Origin of the sequence: Glycomyces dulcitolivorans (assembly GCF_003265355.1) — a bacterium.
GTDB classification, from domain to species: Bacteria; Actinomycetota; Actinomycetes; order Mycobacteriales; family Micromonosporaceae; genus Glycomyces; species Glycomyces dulcitolivorans.
Genome location: NZ_QFRW01000096.1, coordinates 1 through 24063 on the forward strand (window position 1 = coordinate 1; position 24063 = coordinate 24063).

General features: G+C 71.8%; 18 protein-coding genes, 1 tRNA gene and 2 pseudogenes. 9 read left to right on the forward strand and 12 right to left on the reverse strand.

Annotation, left to right across the window (positions count from 1 at the left end; genetic code table 11):
• The first annotated feature begins 107 nt into the window (after nt 1-107).
• The gene (locus DI269_RS28215) at nt 108-779 is read left to right on the forward strand and encodes an aggregation-promoting factor C-terminal-like domain-containing protein (protein WP_112136345.1); all 672 of its coding nucleotides are present in this window, start codon (nt 108-110) and stop codon (nt 777-779) included.
• Between the two features lie 78 nt (nt 780-857).
• Here DI269_RS28215 and DI269_RS29065 read toward each other — a convergent pair.
• Nucleotides 858-1436: pseudogene (locus tag DI269_RS29065) on the reverse strand (DUF998 domain-containing protein); the annotation flags it as partial.
• 143 nt (nt 1437-1579) lie between these two features.
• Between DI269_RS29065 and DI269_RS12365 the strand changes: the two are divergent.
• The 4 genes from DI269_RS12365 to DI269_RS12380 all read left to right on the forward strand — a co-directional run bounded on the left by DI269_RS12365 (nt 1580) and on the right by DI269_RS12380 (nt 7921).
• Nucleotides 1580-3346 carry a thioredoxin domain-containing protein gene (locus DI269_RS12365; protein WP_112136349.1) on the forward strand — a complete coding sequence of 589 codons (1767 nt, stop codon included), beginning with the start codon at nt 1580-1582 and terminating at the stop codon, nt 3344-3346.
• Between the two features lie 88 nt (nt 3347-3434).
• Nucleotides 3435-5120 (forward strand): ABC transporter transmembrane domain-containing protein, encoded by a 1686-nt coding sequence (locus tag DI269_RS12370; protein WP_157974935.1) that lies wholly within the window; start codon nt 3435-3437, stop codon nt 5118-5120.
• The gene (locus DI269_RS12375; protein WP_198667361.1) at nt 5120-6907 is read left to right on the forward strand and encodes an ABC transporter ATP-binding protein; all 1788 of its coding nucleotides are present in this window, start codon (nt 5120-5122) and stop codon (nt 6905-6907) included. The genes DI269_RS12370 and DI269_RS12375 overlap by 1 nt, the downstream gene beginning before the upstream one ends.
• Nucleotides 6908-7021: 114 nt before the next feature.
• Nucleotides 7022-7921, forward strand: a complete 900-nt coding sequence (locus tag DI269_RS12380; protein ID WP_112136356.1) for an alpha/beta fold hydrolase — start codon at nt 7022-7024, stop codon at nt 7919-7921.
• 50 nt (nt 7922-7971) lie between these two features.
• On the opposite strand, the gene DI269_RS12385 is transcribed toward DI269_RS12380, so the two are convergent.
• From DI269_RS12385 to DI269_RS12400, 4 genes are all read right to left on the reverse strand, one after another.
• Nucleotides 7972-8044 (reverse strand) — tRNA-Ala (locus DI269_RS12385).
• 69 nt (nt 8045-8113) lie between these two features.
• Nucleotides 8114-9664, reverse strand: a complete 1551-nt coding sequence (locus DI269_RS12390; RefSeq protein ID WP_112136359.1) for a dolichyl-phosphate-mannose--protein mannosyltransferase — start codon at nt 9662-9664, stop codon at nt 8114-8116.
• A 191-nt stretch (nt 9665-9855) separates the two neighbouring features.
• Nucleotides 9856-12000 carry a transglycosylase domain-containing protein gene (locus DI269_RS12395; protein ID WP_157974936.1) on the reverse strand — a complete coding sequence of 715 codons (2145 nt, stop codon included), beginning with the start codon at nt 11998-12000 and terminating at the stop codon, nt 9856-9858.
• Nucleotides 12001-12235: 235 nt separating this feature from the next.
• Entirely contained in the window at nt 12236-13039 is an 804-nt protein-coding gene (locus DI269_RS12400) for a hypothetical protein (RefSeq protein ID WP_157974937.1), read from the reverse strand.
• A gap of 188 nt (nt 13040-13227) precedes the next feature.
• On the opposite strand from DI269_RS12400, the gene metG reads away from it, so the two are divergent.
• A complete protein-coding gene (gene metG / locus DI269_RS12405) occupies nt 13228-15021 on the forward strand; it encodes a methionine--tRNA ligase (RefSeq protein WP_198667362.1) in 1794 nt (597 codons plus the stop codon).
• 57 nt (nt 15022-15078) lie between these two features.
• On the opposite strand, the gene DI269_RS12410 is transcribed toward metG, so the two are convergent.
• Nucleotides 15079-16197, reverse strand: coding sequence for a hypothetical protein (locus DI269_RS12410; RefSeq protein ID WP_112136370.1), 1119 nt, complete (start codon nt 16195-16197; stop codon nt 15079-15081).
• 290 nt (nt 16198-16487) lie between these two features.
• On the opposite strand from DI269_RS12410, the pseudogene DI269_RS27770 reads away from it, so the two are divergent.
• A pseudogene (locus DI269_RS27770) lies at nt 16488-17192 on the forward strand (TatD family hydrolase); the annotation flags it as partial.
• 66 nt (nt 17193-17258) lie between these two features.
• Here the strand turns inward: DI269_RS27770 and DI269_RS27055 are convergent.
• Nucleotides 17259-18959 (reverse strand): copper resistance CopC/CopD family protein, encoded by a 1701-nt coding sequence (locus DI269_RS27055; RefSeq protein WP_198667363.1) that lies wholly within the window; start codon nt 18957-18959, stop codon nt 17259-17261.
• Between the two features lie 71 nt (nt 18960-19030).
• On the opposite strand from DI269_RS27055, the gene DI269_RS12430 reads away from it, so the two are divergent.
• On the forward strand, nt 19031-19774 hold the full coding sequence (locus DI269_RS12430) for a DsbA family protein (RefSeq protein ID WP_112136378.1): 744 nt from the start codon (nt 19031-19033) through the stop codon (nt 19772-19774).
• 178 nt (nt 19775-19952) lie between these two features.
• On the opposite strand, the gene DI269_RS12435 is transcribed toward DI269_RS12430, so the two are convergent.
• The 4 genes from DI269_RS12435 to DI269_RS12450 are packed head-to-tail and all read right to left on the reverse strand — an operon-like array spanning nt 19953 to nt 22573.
• The gene (locus DI269_RS12435) at nt 19953-20705 is read right to left on the reverse strand and encodes an energy-coupling factor ABC transporter ATP-binding protein (protein ID WP_112136380.1); all 753 of its coding nucleotides are present in this window, start codon (nt 20703-20705) and stop codon (nt 19953-19955) included.
• Nucleotides 20702-21463, reverse strand: a complete 762-nt coding sequence (cbiQ, locus tag DI269_RS12440; protein ID WP_112136383.1) for a cobalt ECF transporter T component CbiQ — start codon at nt 21461-21463, stop codon at nt 20702-20704. The genes DI269_RS12435 and cbiQ overlap by 4 nt, the downstream gene beginning before the upstream one ends.
• 28 nt (nt 21464-21491) lie before the next feature.
• Entirely contained in the window at nt 21492-21842 is a 351-nt protein-coding gene (locus tag DI269_RS12445; protein ID WP_112136385.1) for a PDGLE domain-containing protein, read from the reverse strand.
• A complete protein-coding gene (locus DI269_RS12450; RefSeq protein WP_198667364.1) occupies nt 21839-22573 on the reverse strand; it encodes an energy-coupling factor ABC transporter permease in 735 nt (244 codons plus the stop codon). Before DI269_RS12450 ends, DI269_RS12445 begins: the two co-directional genes overlap by 4 nt.
• A gap of 246 nt (nt 22574-22819) precedes the next feature.
• Between DI269_RS12450 and bcp the strand changes: the two genes are divergently transcribed.
• Entirely contained in the window at nt 22820-23293 is a 474-nt protein-coding gene (bcp, locus tag DI269_RS12455; protein WP_198667365.1) for a thioredoxin-dependent thiol peroxidase, read from the forward strand.
• Nucleotides 23294-23521: 228 nt separating this feature from the next.
• Here the strand turns inward: bcp and DI269_RS12460 are convergent, their stop codons facing one another.
• Nucleotides 23522-24058, reverse strand: a complete 537-nt coding sequence (locus tag DI269_RS12460) for a hypothetical protein (protein WP_112136390.1) — start codon at nt 24056-24058, stop codon at nt 23522-23524.
• Nucleotides 24059-24063 lie beyond the last annotated feature (5 nt).

Genomic DNA, 24063 nt, shown 5'->3' on the forward strand with positions numbered 1-24063 from the left:
CCACTCCGAAGAAGTCGGCTGGTACTAGAGACCGAATACCGGGGCGGGCGCGTGAGCGCCCGCCCCGCTCCGTCCCTCCCCCTTGTTCCCTCCCCCCAGGAGTCCCCTTGCTTCCCAAGTTGACCCGTCACGCCGCGCGGATCGCGGCGGTCCTCGTGCTGGCCCTCGGGGCGGTGATCGCGGTGATGGCCGCGACCGACCGGCCCTCGGACGAGGACGCGCAGCATCCGAGCAATGCGGCGGCGGAGAACCAGGCGGACGCCGAGGCGGCGTTCGACGAGGCCCGCTCGCACCACCTGGACTACATCGCGGCGACGGCCGGTGCCGATGTGACGGTGAAGGCCGCGGCGGTCGCGGAGTACGCCTCGGACAAGGCGCAGGGCCTGGACGACGCCCAGGAGGACGCCGACCAGGCCGCTGAGGAGGCCGCCGCGAACACGAACCCGACGTCAGTCGAGATCCCGTCGAGCTGCGACGAGTTCTCCGGGAACCGTGCGACGGGGTGTGCGATCACGCTCGAACGCGGGTACGACCTGGAGCAGTTCGCGTGCCTGGAGCTGCTGTGGAGCAAGGAGTCCGGCTGGAACGAGCTCGCCGAGAACTCGCTCGGCGCCTACGGCATCCCCCAGTCCTACCCCGGTTCCAAGATGGCCAGCGAGGGCGACGACTGGCGCACCAACCCGGTCACGCAGATCCTGTGGGGCCTGGGCTACATCGAGGGGAAGTACGGGACCCCGTGCGACGCCTGGGCGTACTCCGAGGCCGAGGGGTTCTACTGAGCGGGTCTTGAGGTAGCCGCCGATGACGATGAGCGCGACGATGCCGGAGGCGATGGTGAGGCGCTGGAGGAGGCCGCCCATCTCCAGCCAGATCGGGCGGGGGACGCCCCACCATTCGAGGACGTACGGCAGGGACGTGAGCGTCAGGACGGCGACGGAGAACCAGGAGCAGCCGATGACGGTGCCGGCGCGGCGGGCGCGGTCGGGTTCGGTGCGGCGCAGCCAGCGGCCGAAGGCGATGCCGAGGATCGCCATGGTGCAGAAGGCGACGAACGCGGCGTAGCGGTGCACGTAGTGGTGCGTGGAGAAGTCGGTGACGCCGTCGCGGTCGGAGGGGACGATGGCGACGACGGCGATGGCGGCGGCCCATGCGAACAGGGACCACGACAGCCATTTGGGGGCTCCGGCGGCGCGCGCTTGGAGCGCGTAGGCGGAGGCGCCGAGGGAGAACAGGCCGAGCGCGACGGGGAGGAGCCAGCCGAGCGGGGTGTACAGGTGGATGCTGATGACCTTGTAGAGCGGGTTGAGCCCGGAGGTGGCGTGGAGGACGACCATGGCGACCACGCCGACGGCCATCGCGGCGTTGCCGAAGCCGGTGAATCCATTGGGGACCGATACTGCTGCGGTCCGGTTCGCTGCGGGGGCAAAAGAAACCATGCATTAAAGGCTCGCGAATTTCGGGCGTGGAATCAGTGACGCGGACACCCGAATCGGTCCCCCCGCCAGCACCCTGGCGGAGGTAGCGCCTGCCCTACCGCGGACCTTCCTCTCGGGGCGCGGGGGTGTGCGAGGCTTGCGGGGTGAACGAGTTGGCCGGAGCGCTGTCCCCGTACCTTCGCCAGCACGCCGGGAACCCGGTGGCGTGGCGCCAGTGGGGGCCGGGCGCCCTCGCGGACGCGGCGGCGCGGGATGTGCCGCTGCTGGTGTCGATCGGCTATTCGACGTGCCACTGGTGCCATGTGATGGCGCACGAGTCGTTCGAGGACCGGACGGTGGCGGCGGCGATCAACGACCGGTTCGTGCCGGTGAAGGTGGACCGGGAGGAGCGCCCGGACCTGGATGCGGTGTACATGCAGGCGACGATGGCGATCACGGGGCAGGGCGGGTGGCCGATGACGGTGTTCGCGTTCCCTGACGGGACGCCGTTCTTCGCGGGCACGTACTTCCCGAAGGCGCACTTCCTGCGGCTGCTGGACGCGGTGCACGAGGCCTGGGGCGGCCAGCGCGAGGAGCTGCGCCACCAGGGCGCGGCGATCGTGGAGGCGAGTGCGAAGGGCGGTCCGGCGTTCGCCGACGTGACGGTGGCGTGCCCGCTGGACGGGCCGTGCCCGCCGGCGCCGCCGATCCGGGAGGCGATGCTCGACCGGGCGGCCGAGACCGTCCTGGCCGCGGCGGACACGGTGAACGGCGGGTTCGGGTCGGCGCCGAAGTTCCCGAGCGTGCCCTCGCTGCGGTTCCTGTGCGACGCGTACGTGCGCACCGGGGACGCGCGGTTCCTCGACCACGTGAAGCTGAGTGCGGAGCGGATGGCGCGGGGCGGGATCTACGACCAGCTCGAAGGCGGGTTCGCGCGCTACAGCGTGGACGCCTCGTGGACGGTGCCGCATTTCGAGAAGATGCTGTACGACAACGCCGAGCTCTTGTGGCTGTACGCGCGTCTGGCCGGGGAGGGCGAGCTGTTCGCGCGGGTCGCCGACGAGACGGCGGCGTTCCTGCTGGAGCGGTTCACGACCGCGGAGGGGGCGTTCGCGGCGGCGTTCGACGCCGATACCGAGGGCGTCGAGGGGAAGACGTACGTGTGGACGGCCGAGGAGCTGGAGGCGGTCCTCGGTGCGGACGCGGCCTGGGCCGCGGAGGCGTTCGGGATCGACGTGCGGAATCCGAATTTCGAGCACGGCGCGAACGTCCTCGAACTGCCTGAGGACCCCTCGGACGGGGCGCGGTTCGCGGCGGTGAGGCACCGGCTGCTGCACGCGCGCGGGAAGCGCGCGCAGCCGGGGCGCGACGACAAGGTCGTGGCGGCCTGGAACGGGCTGGCGATCGCGGCGCTCGCCGAGTACGCGGCGCGCACCGGCCACCGCGATTCGCGGCTCGCGGCCGAGCGGGCCGCGGGATTCCTGGCCGAGAAGCACATCGGCGCGGACGGACGCCTCGCGCGGGCTTCGCTCGGCGGCGAGGTGTCGGCGGCGCCGGGCATCCTGGAGGACTACGCGGCCGTGGCGCTCGGGTTCCTGCGCCTGGGCGGCGAGTGGACCGTGCGCGCGCAGGGCCTGCTGGAGCAGGTCCGGGCCCATTTCGGGGACGGCCTCGGGGGCTTCTTCGACACGGCCGCGGACGCCGAGCGGCTCGTGTCGCGGCCCGCTGACGTGCACGACGGGCCGACCGCGTCGGGCTGGGCGCTGGCGTCGGCGGCGCTGCTGGAGGCGTACGCGGCCACGGGCGACGAGACGTACAAGGACGACGCGTGGCGGGCGATCGCCCGGGCCGAGCCGGTGATGGGTCAGAACCCGCGGTTCACCGCCGGGCTGCACGCGGCGGCGGAGGCCCTGGTCAGGGCCCAGCGGTAGCGCCCGGTCGAATAGGCGCGGGATCACACCCTCCATCACGGGAAATCGCCTTGCCGCTCGGCAAGCGCTGCGCTTACGTTTGAGAGTTGTGAAGCCCAACCCGCTGCGCCCTCCGAGGCTGTCCCCCGACGACATCCCCGCCGACCCGTGGCGGTACCTGCTGCACATCGCGAAGGAGCAGACCGGGCCGGTCGCGCTCGGCTTCGTCCTGCTGAGCGTCTCGGGCGCGGCGTGGGTGCTGCTGCCGTGGACGATCGCGCGGATCATCGACGAGGTGCTCCTCGCGGGCACCGCCGAGCCGCTCCTGCCGTGGGGCCTCGCCCTCGGCGGGGTCGCGATCGCGTCCTCGTGGGTGTTCGTCGCGGGCTACCGGGCCCTGTTCATGGCCGAGTCGCGGGCGCGCGTGCGCACCGTGGAGAACCTCACCGACCACCTGAACCGGGCCGGGACCGGCGTGCGGGGCGCGGTCTCCCCCGGCGAGATGGTCAACCTGTCCACTCAGGACGCCCACAAGACGGGGTCGTTCATCTTCCAGCTGGGCTTCGGCTGGATGGGCGTGGTCATGATGGTCATCGGCACGGCCCTGCTGTGGGACGCGAGCCCCGCGCTCGGACTCGTCGCGCTCGGCGGCGTCCTCGTCATCGGCTTCGTCGTCGGCCCCGTCCTCGGGCGCCTCCAGCACCACCAGATCGCCTACCGGGCCTCGGTCGCCACCCTCACCGGCCAGGCCTCCGACGTCGTCGGCGGCCTGCGCGTGCTCCGCGGCGTCGGCGGCGAGGAGCAGTTCTCGCGCCGCTACCGGGAGGCCTCGACCGACCTGCGCGACGCCGGGTACGGCGTCGCCACCGCCGACTCGTGGGTCCAGGGCCTGCGCACCAGCCTGCCGCTCGCGCTCATCGCCGCCGTCACGTGGGTCGGCGCGCGCCTGGCGCTGAACGGGTCGATCACCATCGGGGAGCTGTCGGCCGCGTTCGGCGTGACCGCGCTCGTCGCCCAGCACTCCGGCGCCATGATCGGCATGGCGCAGGCCGTCATCGCCGCCCAGGTCGCCTCCCGGCGCCTCACCGCGTTCTTCGGCACGCGATCCGACATCGCCGACGACGGCACCCGCCGCGGCGCGAACGGCCCCCTCCGCGACCCCGAGACGGGGCTCGCCGTCGAACCCGGGGCGCTCACCGTCGTCGTCTCCGCCGAGGCCAAGCCCGCCGAAGCCGCCGTCGAGCGCCTCGCCCGCTACCGCGAGTCCGGCGCCGAATGGGGCGGCACCCGCCTCGACGCCCTCGAACTCGACGAGGTCCGCGCACGGGTCCTGCTCCTGCGCGAGGACTACCTGTTCGCCCAGTCCCTCGGCGAGACCCTCCGCGTCGACCCCGGCCGCGCGCACACCGCCATCGAAGCCGCCGGCGCCGCAGACGTCTACTCCAGCCTCGGGTCCACCCTCGACGGCGAGATCACCAACGGCGGCCGCAACCTCTCCGGCGGCCAGCGCCAGCGCCTGCGCCTCGCCAGGGCCCTCGCCGCCGACGCCGAAATCCTCCTCGCGGTCGAGCCGACCAGCGCCGTCGACGCCCACACCGAGAACCTCATCGCCGAGCGCGTCGCCGCGGCCCGCGCGGGCCGCACCACCGCGGTCGTGTCCGCCTCGCCGCTGTGGCTCGCCCGCGCCGACCGGGTCGCATGGCTCGTGGACGGCAAGGTCCACGCCGTCGGCACGCACGCCGAGCTGTCCGCGCACGGCGAGTACCGGTCCCTCACGTCCAGGCAGGAGTCCTGATGAGCGCCTTCGACAGTGCCCCTTCCGGCAGTGCCCCCTTCGACAGTGCCCGCCTGCCCGTCGCCGACCGCGCGGCCATGACCGGGGCGATCAAGCGCCTCGTCGCGGCCGACCGCCGCTCGTTCGCGGCGGTCCTGGCCCTGTACGTGGCCGCCGCGGGCGCCGGCGCGGCCCTGCCGGTCATGCTCGGCTCCGTCATCGACGGCATCGGCACCGGGTGGACCGCGACCCGCGTCGACGTCATCTGCGGTGCGATCGCCGCCTGCGTCGTCCTCCAGCTGGTGCTCATGCGCATCGGCCGCAAACTCGGGTACCGGCTCGGCGAGCGGGCCGCCGCGCGCCTGCGGGAGGCCTTCATCGACCGGGTCCTGCGGCTCCCGCTCGGCACCGTCGAGCGGGCCGGGACCGGCGACCTCGCGACCCGCACCTCCGGGGACGTCGGCGCGGTCGCGGAGCTGCTGCGCAAGACCGCGCCGGAGGTCGCGGTCGCGATGATCGAGGGCGCCGTGATCATCGTGGCGGCGTTCGTGGTCGACTGGCGGCTCGGGTTCCTGTTCCTGGCGGGCATGCCGATGCTGTTCATCGCCGGGCGCCGGTACCTGCGCCTGGCGAGCCCGGTGTTCCTCTCCGAGCGGGCCGCGATGAGCGAGATCGCCGAGACCGCGACCGCGTCGGCGTCCGGCGCGACCACCGTGGCCGCCTACCGGATGCAGGGCGAGCGGCGCGACGCCGGGTACGCGCGGGCGGCGACGCACATGGACCGCCTCAAGGGCATCATCCGGCTCCAGACCTGGTTCTTCCCGGCCACGGACCTGACGTTCCTGACCCCGGCCGTGGTCGTCACGATCGTCGGCGGCCTCTGGTACCTCGAAGGCTGGGTCACCGTCGGCGAGGTCGTGGCGGTCGCGATGCTGACGCTGCGCCTGGACGGGCCGGTGTTCCGGTCCATGATGTCGCTCAGCGAGTTCCAGATGGGCGGGGCCGCGATGGCCCGCGTCGAAGGCGTCCACCTCATGCCCGACGAGGTCCGCACCGCGGCTCCCGACGGCGCGGAGGTGCGATTGGACGACGTGACGTTCGGGTACGGCGACGGGCCCGACGTCCTGCACCGGCTCTCCTTGCATCCCGAGCGCGGCGAGCGCCTCGTGGTCGTCGGCCCCTCCGGGGCCGGGAAGTCCACGATCGCGCGCCTGGTCGCCGGGATCGACCGGCCGCGCTCGGGCGCGGTGACCCTCGGCGGCGTCGACGTCGCCGACGTGCCCCTCGAAGTGCTGCGCCGCAAGGTCATCCTGGTGACCCAGGAGCACTACGTGTTCACCGCGACGTTGCGCGAGAACCTGAACCTGGCCGCGCCCGAGGCCGGCGACGAGGCGCTGCTGGACGCGCTCGCCACGGTGGACGCCCGCTGGGCCGCCGACCTGCCCGAGGGCCTGGACACGAAGCTCGGCGAGGAGTTCCACGAGCTGAACCTCGCCGAGTCGCAGCAGCTCGCGCTGGCGCGCGTGATCCTCGCCGACCCCGACGTGGTGATCCTCGACGAGGCCACCGCCGGGATCGACCCGGGCAGCGCCGGGAACGTCGAGGCCGCGCTCGCCGCGGCCCTGAACGGGCGCACCGTGATCGCGATCGCGCACCAGCTCCAGGCCGCCGAGTCGGCCGACCGGATCGCGGTCGTCCAGGACGGCCGCATCGCCGAGGAGGGCCCGCACGCCGAGCTCCTCGAATCGGGCGGTGTCTATGCGGGCCTGTGGAAGGCGTGGAAGGGCGTCGCCGCGTTATTCCCCTGAACGGACGACATTCCCCTAGCCGCGCCACAAAATACCAGTAATTCGCATTTCCGACACTAAGGTGATCTCCCGTATCTGCGGCGCCCGCGCCGCGCCTCTGACACGGGAGCCTCCATGCCGCGCACGACCTTCCCCCCGCACGTCCGCAAGCACCGCTGGGCGGGCTACACGTACTGGTCGCGGATGTCCTGCGCCGAGGCCCCGCGCCTGGACCCGGTCGTGCTCATCGGCGGTGCGCTGCACCGCAAGGAGGACTGGGGGCGCGTCGAGCAGGGCATGCTCGGCGTCGCCGACGTCCTGTGCCCGGACCTCCCCGGCTGGGGCGAGGCGGACCTCCTGCCGCCGTACCTCGGCCCGGACGTCCCCGTCGAGGCGCTCGTGCGCCTCCTCGACGACCTCGGCATCGAGCGCGCCAACGTCTTCGCGGGCTCCTACGGGTCCTCCGTGGGCTACCGCCTCGCGCAGACCCACCCCGAGCGCGTGGGCCGCATCGTCCTGGCCGGCACCATGGGCGGCATCCCGCCCGAGTCCCGCCCGATGATGCGCGCCGCCGTCGCCCTCGCCGAGTCGGGCCCGCGCGAGCGCTTCGGCCCGGCCGCGATCGAGGCCCTCATGAGCCCCGAGCCCGACATCATCGGCAAGGCGGTGGTGCGCCGCATCATGTCGATGCGCTTCGGCTCCGCCGACGAGGCCGACCTCGCCAAGTTCATCGCCAACACCCACCGCCTCCTCTCCCGCCAGCTCATCGACCCCTCGATCCCGCCCGAGGCCCCGATCCTCTTCACCACCGGCGAGCACGACAACCTCACCCCGCCCGAGCTGTGCCGCGACCTCGCCTTCACCTGCCCCGAAAGCTGGTACGTCGAGTTCGCCCGCGCCGACCACCTCATCCACCTGGAGCGCCCCGCCCAGCTCGTCGACCTCATGACCCGCTTCTTCTCTTGCGAAGACCTCCCCGACCTCCCCTACGCCACGGTGGTCGAAGACCTCCGCCGCCTCCCCGTCTCCGCCTAGCGCACACGAAAAGGGCCGGCCTCCCCGACGGGAGACCGGCCCTCATGCTGTGGAGCTTAGGGGATTCGAACCCCTGACCTTCTCATTGCGAACGAGACGCGCTACCAACTGCGCCAAAGCCCCTTGCGGCGACAAGATTAGCACGGCGCCGGGAGGGGGCTGCGAGGGAGTTGTGTGGGGCGGGTTACTCGGTCAGATCCAGGAGTCGAGCCACATGCGGGCCTGCCATTCGTCTCTGGGGAGGGCCTCGCCGGTGTAGATGGGCCAGAAGTAGGCGAAGCAGAGGACGACGACGGCGACGAAGGCGCCGGCGATGAGCGCGCCGGTGAGGCGGCGTTCGGGGGAGGCCAGGGACGGTTCGCCGCGGCGGTGGCGGCCGATGATGAGGCCGAGGGACCAGGTGACGGCGCCGATGAAGAAGGGGACGGCGGGGGCGGTGTAGAAGAAGAACATCGTCCGCTCGGGGTAGAAGAACCACGGGAGGATGCCCGCGCCGAGGCCGGTGAGGAGGAACCAGGCGCGCCAGTCGCGCTTGGCGACCGCCCACGCCAGGAGGGCGATCGTGGCGGGCACGAACGTCCACCACAGGAGCGGTGTGCCGAGGAGGAGGACCTCGGAGGCGCAGTCGGTCGCGCCGCAGTTGACGTCGCCGCTCCAGTAGAAGACGACGGGCCGGATGTCGAACAGCCACTGCCACGGCCACGACTGGTAGGCGTGCTCGGAGGAGAGGTTCTCGTGGAACTGGAGGACGCTCAGGTGGTACTCCCACCAGTTGACGAGCGCCCCGATCACCGGCGGCTCGTCCCTGCCCTGGTCGGCGAGCCAGTGCCGGTAGGAGCCGGTGTCGTTGAGGAACCAGCCGGTCCACGTCAGGACGTACACGCCGATCGCGAGGAGCCCGAACCACAGGTTCTGGCCGAACTCGTAGATGACGGTGTCGCGGAAGGGCTTGCGGGCGCCGACGTCGGCGCGCAGGCGCCAGTCCCAGACGACGTAGAGCACGATCGCGGCGATGATGTACCACAGCGCGGACCACTTGGTGGCCATGGAGAGTCCGAGGAACACCGCGGACGCGATCCGCCACCACGGGATGCCGAGCCTCGGCCTGCGGCGGCGGACGTCGAGGCCGTCCTCGATCGCGGCGAGCCAGCGCGCGCGGCGCCAGTCGCGGTCGCGGACGATGCAGTACATGGCGGCGAGGATGAGCGTCGCGATGAAGATGTCGAGCAGCGACGTCCGCGAGAGCACGAAGTGGCTGCCCTCGACCGCGAGGAGGAGCCCCGCGGTGCCGCCCAGGAGCGTGGAGCCGGTGAGGCGGCGCATGAGGCGGATGAGGATCGCGACGCCGATGACGCCGGCGGCGGCGGCGCTGATGCGCCAGCCGACCTCGTCGTAGCCGAAGGTGATCTCGCCGAGGCTGATGAGCCACTTGCCGAACGGCGGGTGCGCGACGTACGCGGAGCCGGTCGTGCCGGCGTCCCATTCGACGCCGTGCGACAGCATCGTGTGCGCGTCCTGCGCGTAGTAGACCTCGTCGAAGATCAGGCCCTTGGGGTGGTTCAGGCCGATCAGTCGCAGGACCGCGGCGATCCCGGTGACCGCGAGGGTCACCCAGAGGGCGCGGCGGGAGTCGTCCGGGAGGGTGCTCGCAAGGCGCGCCCGGACGGCGGGGAGGGGGCCGGGGAGCGGGGTCGGCCGCCAGGCGGCGGGCGGCTGCTCGGGCCGGACTGCGGTGGCGCTCACCGGCCCGAGTCTAGGGCCTGGCCGGGGCTTCGGGCGAGGTGGTATCCGAGTCCGTTCGTTCGCTCGCAAGGCGGAAGGACCCCCAGATACCGGGGTTGTATCTGGGGGTCCGACAACGCAGCGAGCGGGCGAACGGGCCGGATAACGCCCGTCCGAAGCCCCGGCCAGGCCCTAAAGGCCGTCCGTCACCGCTAGTGCACCAGCTCGGTCGGGGGCGTGAAGTCGCCTTCGCCGTTGATGTCCCACTGGGCCGCGAGGATGTCGGCGACCGCGTTCGCGGGCTTGCCGAGGTTCGACGCGCCCACCACGTGCTCGGGGCTGTCGGGGTCGGCGACGAACGCCGCCGCGGCCGCGTTCGGGGTGAAGCCCACGAACCAGTTCGTGGAGTTGTCGTCGGTGGTGCCGGTCTTGCCCGCGACGGGGCCTTCGACGGCCGCGCCGACCTGCTCGGCGGTGCCCCACGTGCAGGAGCCGGCCTCGGCGCCGTCGCCGGTCGGGCAGCGGGCCGCGTCGATCGCGGCGCGCGCGACCTCCTCGTCGATGACCTGCTCGCACCCGGAGCTGAACGTGATCGTCCCGCCGGTGATCGTCTGCGCGCTCGTCACCGGGATCGGCGGGCAGTAGACGCCGTCGGCCGGGAGCGTCGCGTAGGCGGCGGCCATCTCCAGCGGCGTGTTCTGCGTGACGCCGAGCGTGAACGTCCCGAAGCCCTCCGCGGACTCCTCGGAGGTGAGGCTCAGGTCCTTCGAGTTGTGGAACTGGATGCCCAGGCGCTTGGCCATCTCGATGACCTTGTCGGCGCCGACGCGCTCCTCCAGCTGCACGAAGTACGTGTTCACCGACTCCCCGAACCCGGTCCACATGTTGTAGTCGCCGACCTCCGACGCCGAGGCGTTCTTCGGGCACCAGTACCCGCCGCACGAGTCGGAGCTGGAGATCGGGTACTGCGAGGTGTACTGGTACGGCGAGTAGATCGTGGTGTCCAGCGGCATCCCGGCTTCGAGGGCCGCGAGCATCGTGAACATCTTGAACGAGGACCCCGCCTGGTACCCGGCCACCGCGGAGTTGCCGCTCAGCAGCGGGTTCGTCGTGTTCGGGTACGTGCCCTTGCCGTACTCCGAGCCCGCCGAGTTCGAGCCGTTCTCGGAGACGTCGTTGGAGTAGTTGCGGTTCACGGCCATGACCTCGATCGCGCCGGTCCCCGGCTCGACGACGACGGACCCGAGCGCGTACTCCGAGCCGGTCTCCAGCTGGTCCTCGACGGCCTCCTGCGCGGCGTCCTGGAGCTCCACGTTCAGCGTCGAGGTGATCTCGTAGCCGCCGCGGTACAGGCGCGCCTTGCGGATCTCCTCGGTCTCGCCGAAGTCCGTCTGCTGCTCCCACCACTTCTCGAAGTAGTCGACGAAGAAGCCGTAGTCGGAGTCGATCGCGCCGCCGGAGGTGTTGTTGGCCTCCTGCGGGTTCAGGTTGAGCTCCTCGGCCTTCGCGGCCTTCCCCTCCTCGGAGGTGAGGGACCCGACGTCGACCATGCGGTTGACGACGTGGTTGCGGCGCGCCAGCGCGGCCTCCGAGGAGCCGTTGATCGGGTCGTACTGGCTCGGGGACTGCACGAGGCCCACCAGCATCGCCGACTCGGCGACCGTGAGGTCGGCGGGGACCTTCCCGTAGTACACCTGGGCGGCCGCGCCGATCCCGTACGCGCCGTTGCCGAAGTACACGGTGTTCAGGTAGTTCGTGAGGATGTCCTCTTTCGACATCTCCTCTTCGAGGGCCAGCGCGTAGCCCATCTCCTTGACCTTGCGGTCGATGGTGACCTCGCTGGCCGAGGCGACCTCCTCGGGGGTGGTCGCGGTGTAGGAGAGCACCTGGCGCACGTACTGCATGGTGATCGTCGAGGCGCCCTCGGAGGTGCCGCCGTCGGCGATGTTGGTGACGAGGGCGCGCATGACGCCTTCGGGGTCGACCCCGTTGTGCTCGAAGAAGTTCGAGTCCTCGGTGGCGACGAGCGCCTGGATGACGGACTCGGGGATCTGGTCGTATTCGAGCTGGACCCGGTACTGGTCGCCGAAGGTCGCGATGACCGTCTCGCCGTCGGAGGCGTAGAGCGTGGACGACTCAGGCGCCGGGGGCAGCACGAGTTCGTCGGGGAGGTCGAGGACGGCCTCCGACCCGACCTTGGCCAGGCCGCCGATGCCGCTGGTCACCGGCAGGAACGCCAGTCCGACGACGAGGCCGAACGCCACGGCCACCGGCACGAGCGCGAACATGGCGCGGCGCTGCACGGCGGTGATGGGTCCGAACCAGGTCTGCGCCACCGGTTTCGAGGAATCACTCACGCTTTGTCTCCCGAGGAGCCCCGCAACGGGGTAGGAACGGTCAATTCAGTTGGGCGCTGCCACGCGCCGCTCGGGCGGAGTTCCGGGGGCGCCCCAACTCTACGACGCGCCGGAGGGGCGGTTCTGACGCAGTCCGCTCGGGTGGGGGCGATTACAGCTCGTCCGCGGCTCGGGCGCGCCGCCCGCGGCGATCATGCACCGGCTGCTACGGCACGTGGACGCACACCGGGTGCGCTCACCATGCGAACGCGAGGGCTGCGGCGAACACGGCTCCGGCGAAGGCCCAGCACAGGCCGATCGCGCCGGAGCGGCCCTCGTAGAGGCGGGTCGCGCCGGAGGTGCCGACGAGCGCCATCGCGGCGACCATGAACAGGACCAGGGCCGGGGCCCAGCGCAGCAGGAGCCCGCCGGTGCCGCCGGTGTAGGCGCTGTGGGCGTCGGGGCCGGTGGCGCGGGCGGGCAGGTCGGTGCCGACGTCGGCGGCGGTGGCGTCGCCGGTGAGGGAGAGGACCTTGGTCCAGCCGTTCCCGTCTGCGGTGGTGAACACGCCGGTGCACGAGGGCGCGAAGCCCTCCTGGCAGGAGGTGACCGAGACCGTGCCGTGCTGGGCGTGGCCGACGCTCATCCACAGGGCGGGCGCGGCGGCCCAGGCGAAGAACATGAGCAGGCACGCGCAGACGAGGACGCCGAGGAGCGCGGGGCCGAGGCGCTTGGGTTCGCGGCGGCGCTGGGGCCGGCCGGGGCGGGCGGGGCGGCGCTTCTCGGTCTCGGCGGCGCGTTCCCACACGGCGCGGATGGCGGCCATGCCCTCGGACTGGGAGCCGAGGGGGCTGCGCTGGGAGACGGGGCGGGGCTCGTCGGCGGCGGGGTCCCAGTCGGCCGGCTTCCAATCGACCGGGCCGATCGGCTCGGGGTGCTCGACCGTGCCGTGTTCGACCGCGCCGTAGGCGGCCGGGACCTCGGGCACGGGGGTCCCGCGGCCGGGCTCGTAGCCGGCGGGCTGGGGCTGGGGATCTGCCGCGCGGTATGTTCCAGACATACCGGTAATTGCATCACCGAATCGCCGAAGCCGGGCGCAATCGCGCAGGGATAGTGTGTCGGCCTCCGGCACCGGCGACGCCTGCGAGCCGCGCCGGAGGCGCAGACGGATGATCACCGGCCGTGACCTGGCAGTCGGCGCCCTCGGACGCCTCCCGTCCATTTCGTGGGACGGATACCATGGGGCCCATGACTCACGTACTGACCGCGCTGGCCTGGCCTTACGCCAACGGCCCCCGGCACATCGGACATGTAGCGGGATTCGGGGTCCCCGCCGACGTCTTCGCCCGCTACATGCGCATGCGCGGTCACGACGTGCTCATGGTCTCGGGGACCGACGAGCACGGCACCCCGATCCTGGTGCAGGCCGACTCCGAGGGGCTCAAGCCCGCCGAGGCCGCCGCGAAGTACAACCGGATCATCGTCGAGGACCTGGACGCCCTGGGCCTGTCGTACGACCTGTTCACGCGCACCACGACCGGGAACCACTACAACACCGTGCAGGAGCTGTTCTCCACGCTGTACGGCAACGGGTACATCCTCCAGAAGAAGACGCTCGGGGCGATCAGCCCGTCGACGGGCCGCACGCTCCCGGACCGCTACATCGAGGGCACGTGCCCGCACTGCGGGTTCGACTCGGCGCGCGGCGACCAGTGCGACAACTGCGGGCGCCAGCTCGACCCGATCGACCTGATCGACCCGAAGTCGCGGATCAACGGCGAGACCCCGAAGTTCGTGGAGGAGGACCACTTCTTCCTGGACCTGCCGGCGTTCGCCGACGCGCTGAACGCGTGGCTCGACACCCGCACCGGCTGGCGCACGAACGTCGTGCGGTTCACCAAGAACCTGCTCGACGACCTCCAGCCGCGCCCGATCTCGCGCGACCTCGACTGGGGCGTGCCGATCCCGCTGGACGGCTGGGTCGACCGCAAGGACAAGCGCCTGTACGTGTGGTTCGACGCGGTCATCGGCTACCTGTCGGCGACGATCGAGTGGGCCCGCCGCTCGGGCGACCCGGACGCGTGGAAGCGCTGGTGGCAGGACCCGGAGGCGGTCTCGTACTACTTCATGGGCAAGGACAACATCGTCTTCCACTCCGAGATCTGGCCGGCGATGCTCCTGGGCGCCAACGGTGAAGGCTCCAAGGGCGGCGAGCCGGGCGCGCTCGGGAAGCTGAACCTGCCGACCGAGGTCGTCTCCTCGGAGTTCCTGACGATGGAGGGCAAGCAGTTCTCGTCGTCGCGGCGCGTGGTGATCTACGTGCGGGACTTCCTGGAGCGGTACTCCCCTGACGCGCTGCGGTACTACATCTGCGCGGCGGGCCCGGAGAACCAGGACTCGGACTTCACGTGGGCGGAGTTCCTGCGCCGCAACAACGACGAGCTCGTGGCCGGCTGGGGCAACCTGGTGAACCGGTCGATCGCGATGGCCGCGAAGAACTTCGGCGCCGTCCCCGAGCCCGGCGAGCTCGAAGACGTCGACCGCGAGCTCCTGGCGGCCACGCAGGCGTCCTTCGACGCGGTCGGGGACCTCATCGGGCAGAACAAGGTCCGCGCGGCGATCGGCGAGGCCATGAAGACCGTCGCGGCCGCGAACAAGTACCTCGCCGACACCGCGCCGTGGAAGATGAAGGAGGACCCGAAGCGCCAGGGCACGGTCCTGTTCACCGTCCTCCAGGCCGTCTCGGACCTGAAGACGGTCATGAGCCCGTTCCTGCCGCACTCCTCGCAGCGCGTGCACGAGCTCCTCGGCGGCGCGGGCGTGTTCTCGCCGATGCCGCGCATCGAGGAGGTCGCCGACCTCGACGAGGGCGCGGGCGCGACCGACGGGCCGTACCCGATCCTCACCGGCGACTACTCGGACGTCCCGAAGTGGGAGTCCGTGCCGCTGGTCCCGGGCACGCCGCTCGACAAGCCGGTCCCGGTGTTCGCCAAGCTCGAACCGTCGATCGTCGACGAGGAGATCGAGCGCCTCAACTCCTAAGCAGCGCAGACGCGGCGGCCCCCGGCGTTCGCCGGGGGCCGCTGCGCGTTCGAGCCTTCAGAGGATCGCGGGCGCGATCTCGCTGCGGGCGACCCACTTCTCGTAGATGCCGCGGCGCACCGCTTCGGCGCCGGTGCGGGAGAGGACGTCCGGGCTCGGGCGCGAGAGCCGGAACCGGGCCCACTCGTCGTCGGCGTCCACAAGGGACCCGGGGATGCCGTTCCAGATCCCGCGGGCGGCCTCGCGCAGGACGCGCCGCACCTGGTGCGCCCGGCCGGTCTCGACCCCGGCGAGCGGCACGGACGCGGCGTGGACGGGCGTCCACTGCTGGCCGCCGTAGCGGAACAGCTCGGCCTCGGCGCCGCTCTCGTTGTAGCCCAGGATCGAAGCGCCCTCGGGCAGCGGCAGGTCGGTGAGGTCGGCGGTGACGTGCTCCGGCAGCAGGTGCGCCGAGGAGATCGCGAACCCGGTCCCCAGGACGGGCGCGCCGCGCCGGTCCGAGGACGGCATCGCCGTCAGCCCTTCGTAGTCGGGGGCCACGGGCGCCTGGTAGTCGCCCGGTTCGGCGACGGCCCACCGCAGCGCGTACGCCCACGGCTCGCCGTGCTCCGATTCGCCGCCGAGGACCGACCGCGACGAGGGCGTGCGCAGGTGCGCGGTGTCCCTGCGGCGGTAGCAGAACCCGCCGGGGATCGCGGCGGTCTCCATGAGGCGCGCGACCTGCGCGGCCGTGACGGGCCGCTCCATGAGGTCGCCGGGCGAGAGCGGCGCGGAGCGCCGGACCCGGTCGAGGAGGATGCGCGCGGCCGGCTCCAGGTGCGCGGTCTGAGTGAGGCGGCGGACGTACGCGAGGTCGATGCCGGGCGCGAGCGGCACGGTCATGGCGTGCTCGTCGTCCACCGTGACGGGGACGCCGTCGCGCAGGACCTCGCTGGCGTGCACGAACGCCCGGTACGGGTACTCGCTGCCGGGGCGGGTGTTGGGGAGGAAGTCGGGGCGCGGGAGCGCGGAGAACAGCTCCCAGGCGGCGCCGTCGGCGTAGGCGGCGCCGGGGAACCTTTCGCCATCCCATTCGACGGTGACGGTCTGGAGGTGCGTCGATTCGGCCGGGACGGCGGGGCGGCGTTGCTGGAGCGCTGCGGCGCGGTTGCGGCGGGACGCGAGGTCGCGGGTCATGTGCGGCTCGATTCGTCTGCGCGGGTGCGACGGCGATGTCGCCTGATATTCAAGAACATGTATCGGTAGCGGGCTCTCCACAGCCGGTGCACCGGCTGTCCGCCAACGTAGGCCCGCCCTGTCAGGCGTGCATGTCCGCGAAATGAAGAAGATGTTACGGACGGCACACTGCGCTGGATGCGAGGTCGGCGTGGCATGGTTGAGCCGTGTACCGAACCGAACCCGCGCCGCTGCCCGAGCCGCTCCCGTTCCCCGTCGCCGACAGCCACACCCACCTCGACCTCGTCGACGTGTTCGGGTCCGAGGAGGACCTCCCGACCCCCGCGCCGGACGCCCCCGAGGTCCGCGCGCGCCTCGACGAGGCCGAGGCCGCCGGGGTCGCGCGGGTCGTACAGGTCGGCACCGACGTCGCCTCCTCCCGCTGGGCCGCCGAGCTCGCCGCCGCCGATCCGCGCGTCCTGGCCGCCGTCGCCCTGCACCCCAACGACGCGCCGCGCCTGGCCGACCTCGACGCGGCCCTCGCCGAGATCGACGCGCTCGCCGTGCTGCCGCGCGTGGCGGCCCTCGGCGAGACCGGGCTCGACTACTTCCGCACCGACGAGACCGGCCGGGCCGCGCAGCAGCGCTCGTTCCGCGCGCACATCGCGATCGCGAAGGAGCGCGGGAAGGCGCTGGTCATCCACGACCGGGACGCCCACGAGGACGTCCTGTCGATCCTCGACGCCGACGGCGCGCCCGACCGCGTCGTCCTCCACTGCTTCTCGGGGGACGCGGCGTTCGCGAAGGAGTGCGCGCGGCGCGGGTTCTTCATGAGCTTCGCCGGGAACGTCACGTTCAAGAACGCGCAGCACCTGCGCGACGCCGCCGCGGTGACCCCGCCCGAGCTGGTCCTGGTCGAGACCGACGCGCCGTTCATGGCCCCGATCCCGGTGCGCGGGCACCGGAACCACCCGGCGCTGACGAACTACACGGCGAGGTTCCTGGCCGATTACCTTGAGCGCGATCTGAAGTCGTGGTGCGAGCGGCTGTGGGGCAACACCGAGACGGCCTTCGGGGCCTGGTTAGGACACGTCCACTTCGGCGACGGCCGTCGCGGTGTTCCCGGCGGCGTCGGTCAGCGTGAACGTGAAGACCCACCGGCCCTCCTCGCCGAGGTTCGCCTCGCCCGCGAGGATGCCGGTGCGCAGCTCGATGAGCCGCAGCTCCTCGGGCTCCTCGCCTTCGAGGCCGTAGGTCGCCGTCCATTCGACGGCCTCGAACGCGGCGCCTTCGAGGTCGTCGGCGAGGATGCGGACGCTGTTGGCGCCGGGGCGGCCCGGTTCGAGGACGAGCTGCGCGGTGTAGACCTCGGTGGTCACGAGTGTCGCCGTCTCCGTGGAGGCGCTCTCGGTCGTCTCGGCCTCCAGCAGCGCGGTCTTCGCCGGGACGGCCTGCACGAGCACCGCGACGGCCCCGAGCACGACCGCGAGGAACAGCGTCTCGACGCCCGCCATGAGCCGCAGGCGCCCTCGTCCCTCGGCGCGGCCGACCAGGGCCTTCCGTGTGAACAGGCCGATGACGACGATGACGATGACGAGCCCGGACTTGAGCAGCACCAGTTTCCCGTACTGCGTCTGCGTGAGCGCCTCGATCGAGTCGATGTGCAGCAGCGATGACGCGATCCCGGCGACGATGAGGTTCGCGAGGAGCCACGGCACCAGGGCGATCCACGTGTCGGCGGTGCGGTCGGGAATCTCGGCGTCCTTGCGGAGGGCGAGGCTCAGCAGCGCGAACACACCGCCGCCCCAGGCCAGCGCGGTCGTCAGGTGGACCCAGTCGGCTAGAAATGCGACCACGACCGGGTCGGAGGCCATGGGGTGCCCGGCGAGCGGCCAGGTCGCGCCGAGCGCGAGCCCGACCCCGGCGAGTCCGGCGGTGAGCGCGGGGCCCGGTTCCTCTTCGGCGGTGACGACCGCGCGCATGAGCGGCAGCGCGAGGAGCACGAGGAGGAGCCGCAGGAGCGCGGCGAGGCCGATGTTCGACTGCATGACGGATTGGAGCCCGGTGGCGTCGAGGTCGGAGACGCTCGTGCCGGTCTCGTATGCGGCTTGGAGCGGGAGGCCGAGGACGGCGGTCATGGCGACGACGGCGAGGCCGAGGGCGACGAGCTTCGCGACGGCGTCGCGGGGCCGGGCCCCGGCGACGAGGAGGATGCCGGCGCCGAACGCGAGTGCCAAGGCGGCGTAGCCGAACCAGCGGTTGCCGTACAGGAGCGCCTGCACGAACGGGTCGGTGCCGGCGGCGGTGAGCGCTTCGGCGCTGGGGGCCTCGGTCTCGGTGATCACCGAGTACGTGAAGGTCCCGGAGACGGGGTGCCCGTCGTCGGAGACGACGCGGTATCCGACCAGGTAGGTGCCTTCCTGGTCGGCGTCGACCTCGATGGTGATCTTGGTGCCGTCGTCGCTGCGGACCACGTCGGTGTCTGCTCGGTCACCATCGGGAGCCACGACGCCGGTGCCCGCGTCTACGGGGGTGACTGGCTCGTTGAACTCGACGACGACTTCGCTCGGGGCCGCGTCCAGGATCGCTCCGGACGCGGGGTCGGTCTCGGTGGCGGCCGCGTGCGCCGAGGCCGCCGAGGCCCACAGCACTCCGATGAGGCCCGCCGCGAGCGACGACCAGGCGAGGCGGGCGGCGCGTCGCCGCCAGGGGCCTGCACCATGCCGGGCGGTGCGGGGGTTCCGGGCGAAGAAGCGGCGTCGAGTGCTCAGACGGTACGTCATATCGCCGCTGAGCGTACTCGAAACCGGTTCGCGAATCGAGTGTTGGACCTGAGAAAGGCTGAGCGAGGCACATGGGCTCATCAGAGCGGAAGACCGAGCGCAGGAAGGCCGCCGAGGCCCTGCGGAAGCAGCAGGCCGCCGAGGCGAGGCGCCGCAAGATCCTCCTGTGGGTCTCGATCGGCGCCGCGGTGGTGCTGATCGGGGGGCTCCTGGGGTGGGGCATCTGGAACAACTCCAAGGGCGACGACTACGAGGTGACCGAGCCGACCGCCGCGGTCACCGACACGTACGGGGTGACCGTCGGGGACGGGCCGGTCGAGGTCGACCTGTTCATCGACTACATGTGCCCGGTGTGCAACCAGTTCGAGACCGCGTACTCGGAGCAGATCCAGTCGTGGATCGACGCCGGTTCGGTGACGGTGAACTACCACCCGATCACCATCCTCGACCGGCTCTCCTCGGGAACCGAGTACTCGACGCGCGCGGCCTCGGCCGCGGTGTGCGCGGCCGACGCGGGCCAGCAGCAGTTCCTCGACTACTCGCTGGCGCTGTTCGCGAACCAGCCCGCGGAGAACTCGACGGGCCTCACCGACGCGGAGCTGATATCGATCGGCATGGACGACGTCGGGCTCGATTCGACCTGGCAGACGTGCGTCGAGAACGAGACGTACAAGGGCTGGGTCCAGGCGGGCACCACGTGGGCCACCGGCGACGGCGGCGTGACCGGAACCCCGACGGCGAAGATCGACGGCACGGCCGTCGAGGACAACGCGCAGTTCGCCGACCTGGTCCAGGCCGCGATCGACGCCTCTTGATTTGACAGTGAAAGGGGCGCAGCCGGAAACGGCTGCGCCCCTTTTTCGCTGGAAGTTTTCGGGCAGGGGCAGAGCCGAGCACGCCCGGTCTGAGTCGCCCCCGGTTCGATAGTGCCCGGCGAGTACGACAAAAGCGCGGCGCGGCAGCGGTACCCGACGGCCGAAGCGGTCTCGTCGTTCAACGCCGCAGCGCGGCCAGCGCAGTCTCCAGGGAGAAGCCGAAGGGGAGTTCGAGCCGGTGGCGGGCCAGGAGCTCGGGGTCGGCGAGGACTTCGGCGACCGGGGCGTCGGCGGCGACGCGGCCGGCGTCGAGGATGACGGCGCGGTCGCACAGCTGGAGGGCGTACGGCAAGTCGTGGGTGACGAGCAGGAGCGTGGGCGCGGTCCGGTGGAGGATCGCGGCGAGGTCGCGGCGGCTGGCCGGGTCGAGGTTCGCGCTCGGCTCGTCGCAGACGACGATGTCGGGCCGCATGGCGAGGACCCCGGCGAGCGCGGCGCGCCGCTGCTGGCCGACCGAGAGGTGGTGCGGGGGCCGGTCGGCGAGGTCGGCGAGGTCGACGTCCTTGAGCGCCTCCGCAACACGTTCGGCGAGCTCGGTTCCGCGCAGGCCGAGGTTCGCGGGGCCGAAGCCGACGTCGTCGGCGACCGTCGGCATGAACAGCTGGTCGTCGGGGCTCTGGAAGACGATGCCGACGCGGCGGCGGACCTCGGCGAGCGTCTTCCTCTCCACTCTGACACCGCCCACCGACACTTCCCCCTCGGTCGCGGTGAGGAGCCCGGCGAGGTGGAGCATGAGCGTGGTCTTGCCGGCGCCGTTGGGGCCGAGGATCGCGACGCGCTCGCCTTCCTCGACGTGCAGGTCGACGCCGTTCAGGGCCCGGTGGCCGTCCGGGTACGCGTGCTTGAGGCCGCGGATCTCCAAGGCGCTCACAGAGTCACCGCCGTCCAGGCCGCGACGGCGACGGCGATCGCGGGGACGGCCATGGCGGCCGACCACTGGACCGCGCTGGCGGGCGCGGGCCCGACTTCGAGCGGGAGGCGGCCGGTGTAGCCGCGGGCGGACATGGCCTGCCAGACGCGTTCGCCGCGTTCGAAGGACCGGATGAAGACGGTGCCGAGGCTGCGGGCGAGGGCCCCGGCCTGCCACAGGAACCGGGGGTCGTCACAGCGGGCGAGCCTGGCGAGCCGCATCTGGGTCACCTCGGCCACGGTCAAGTGCGCGTAGCGGATCGCGAACGCGGTGATCTGGAGGAGGATCTCGGGGCACTTGAGCCGCGACAGCCCGGCGAGGACCCCGGCGACCGGCGTGGTCGCGGCGAGCAGCAGCGCGGCCCACACGCCGAGGGTCGCCTTTGCGAGGAGGTTCCATCCGGCCCACAGACCCGGTTCGGAGACCGTGAGGAATCCGAGGTGGACGGCGGGGCCGTCGACCATGAACGGGAACGCGAGCGCGAGCACCAGGAACGGCGACTCGACGAGGCTGCGCGTCAGGACCCAGCTCGCGGGAATGCGGGCGACCGCGAACAGCGCCACCAGGACTCCGGCGTGGATTCCGAAGGCCCACACCGCTTCCCGCGGGGTCGCGGCGATGGCGCAGGTGAAGGCAACGAGCCCGACGATCTTCACCTGCGGCCGCAGCCGGTGGAGCGGCGAGTCCCCCGGCCGGTGGAGGCCGTCGACGGCGTTCACGCCCGCTCCTCCGGTCGCCTGCGGGGCGTCACGCCTGCACGTCGTTCGCGGGCGCGGCGGGCTTCTTGCCGCGGGCGAGGAGCCAGAACAGGCCGGTCGCGACGCCGAGCGTGAGGAGGACCCCGAGGATGCCCGCGAGCGAGGCGCCGAGGATCTCGTTGTCGAGGAACGACATGCCGTAGTCGGCGAAGACGCCGCCGATCTCGTGGTCGCCGGTGGCCTGGAGGACGCAGGTGCCGCCGCTGATCTCGCCGTCGGTGGTCTCGCAGCCGGTGAGGAGCACCGATTCGAGCCCGTCGGGCGAGGCGGAGGCGAACAGGGACACGAACCCGGCGAGGACGACCGTGACGATGGTGCCGGTGATCAGGAACTTCTTCATGCGGCGTCCTTCGAGGGAAGGGTCTTCGAGGGCAGGGTCTCGGCGAGGGTCGCGGGCCGGGCGAGCGGGGTGCCGCGGAGGGCGTGGACGAGGTCGGGGCGGGCGACCGCGACCGCAGTGACGGCTCCGGCGGTGATGACGCCTTCGCCGATGCCGACGAGCACGTGGGTGCCGAGGATCGCGGCGGCCATGGCCCCGAGGGACTGGCCGACCTCTTCGCCGCCGAGCCAGAACTGGAGCACGAATCCGGCGGAGGCGGCGACGACGCTGATGATCGACGCGGCGAAGACGGCGACGCCGAGGCCCCAGCGGGTGCGCGGGAGGACCTTGAGCGCCAGGGCGAGCACGCCGTAGGCGGTGAAGGTCGCGATGAGCGCCATGTTGACGACGTTCAGGCCGAGCGCGGTGACGGCGCCGTCGGCGAACAGGAGCGCCTGGATGGCGATGACGACGGTGACGCACAGGGCCCCGAGCCAGGGCCCGAGGAGCGCGGCGGCGAGGGCGCCGCCGAGGAGGTGCCCGGAGACGCCGGCGGCGATCGGGAAGTTGAGCATCTGGGCGGCGAAGATGAACGCGGTCGCGAGGCCGGCGAGCGGGACGAGCCGCTCGTCGAGGCCGCGCCGGGCGGCGACGGTGCACCAGCCGACGGCGAGGACGGCGACGAGCGCGAATATGAGCGACGTGGGGCCGTCGATGACGTCTGTCGGGATGTGCAGCGCGAGGTCTTCCACGGGCGGCGCGCCTTTCTGCATGGGTACTGCCGTATGTGTCCGGGGGGAGTTTTCGGCGGCCGCCCTGCCGGATGCAAGGCGCCCACGCTGGAATCAACAACCCGCGTTGGGCTATTGCAATTATTTTGCAAGAGTGCGGGTGCGATCGTCAACCGCAGGGGCGCTTTTTGGGACGCGTCGTTCGAACAGGGAGCGTCAAGCGTGCTCCCAGGGGATTGTCAGGGACGGAAGGTAGGGTTGCGACCTGTGAACGTACGACTTCAGGCCGGTGATTCGGCACCGGATTTCACGCTCGCCACGGACACCGGCGACACGATGACCCTGTCGAGCCTCCAGGGCCGCAAGGTGATTCTTTACGCGTACCCGCGGGCGATGACCCCCGGCTGCACGAAGGAGGCCTGCGATTTCCGCGACAGCCTCGCGAGCCTCCAGGCCGCGGGCTACGCGGTGCTGGGGATATCGCCCGACGAGCCGGAGGAGCTCGCGAAGTTCGTCGAGCGCGACGGCCTGACCTTCCCGCTGCTGTCGGACCCCGAGCACAAGGTGCTTGAGGAGTACGGCGCGTGGGGCGAGAAGAAGAACTACGGCCGCACGATCACGGGCGTCATCCGCTCGACGTTCGTCATCGACGAGTCGGGGAACATCGAGGCGGCCCAGTACAACGTGAAGGCCACGGGCCACGTGGCGCGCCTGAAGAAGCAGCTCGGACTCGACGAGTAGGAACGCGCGCCGCCCGCAGGGCGGGTGGGTGGGGTAGGTGTACGACCATCCCTACCCCCCACCCACCCGGGGAAGAATAAGGTCCCAGCCTCACACGGGGGTCCGACAGAAACGGGCCGCTCGCGCGCCCGTGTCACCCGGACGAGTGACGGCGGTAGGCAACGTGTCACGACGGCCGGCCCCCGGAGGGGCCGGCCGTCGTGTTCCCGCGCGCGCCGGCGCGGGAGCTTATTCCGTAGTGCCGGTCTTCTCGACCGCGTCCGCCGTCACGGTGCCGTCGTCGGCGGTCTCGCCGGTCACGGTGATCGTGTCGCCTTCGGCCAGCGAGCCCAGGTCGATCGTCTCGCTCGACGTGACCGCGGTGTCCTCGCCGGTCTCCACCGTCACCACGGTGCCGTCCTCGGTCTCGATCGTCACGGTGGTCCCGTCGACGGCGGTGACGGTGCCGGTGGTCGCCTGCCCGCCGAAGCCGCCGCCTCCCCCACCGCCGCCGGGGAAGCCGCCCTCGGCGAGGGCGCTCATGTCGGGCATCCCGCCGGTGTCGGCCTGCGCCGCCTCGCCGGCGACGCCCCACTGCTGCTGCGCGTAGAGGCCCCCGGCGAAGCCGCCGACGGCGAGCACCCCTGCCGCGATCCACTTGGTGGCCTTGTTGGTCCAGGGCCGGCGCTTCGCGAGCGCGTGCTCCAGGTCGTCGGGCATCGGCTCCAGCTCGGGCGGGTCGTCGTCCTTGACCGCCTTGAGCAGCACGGTGTCGCTGTCGGCCATGCGGG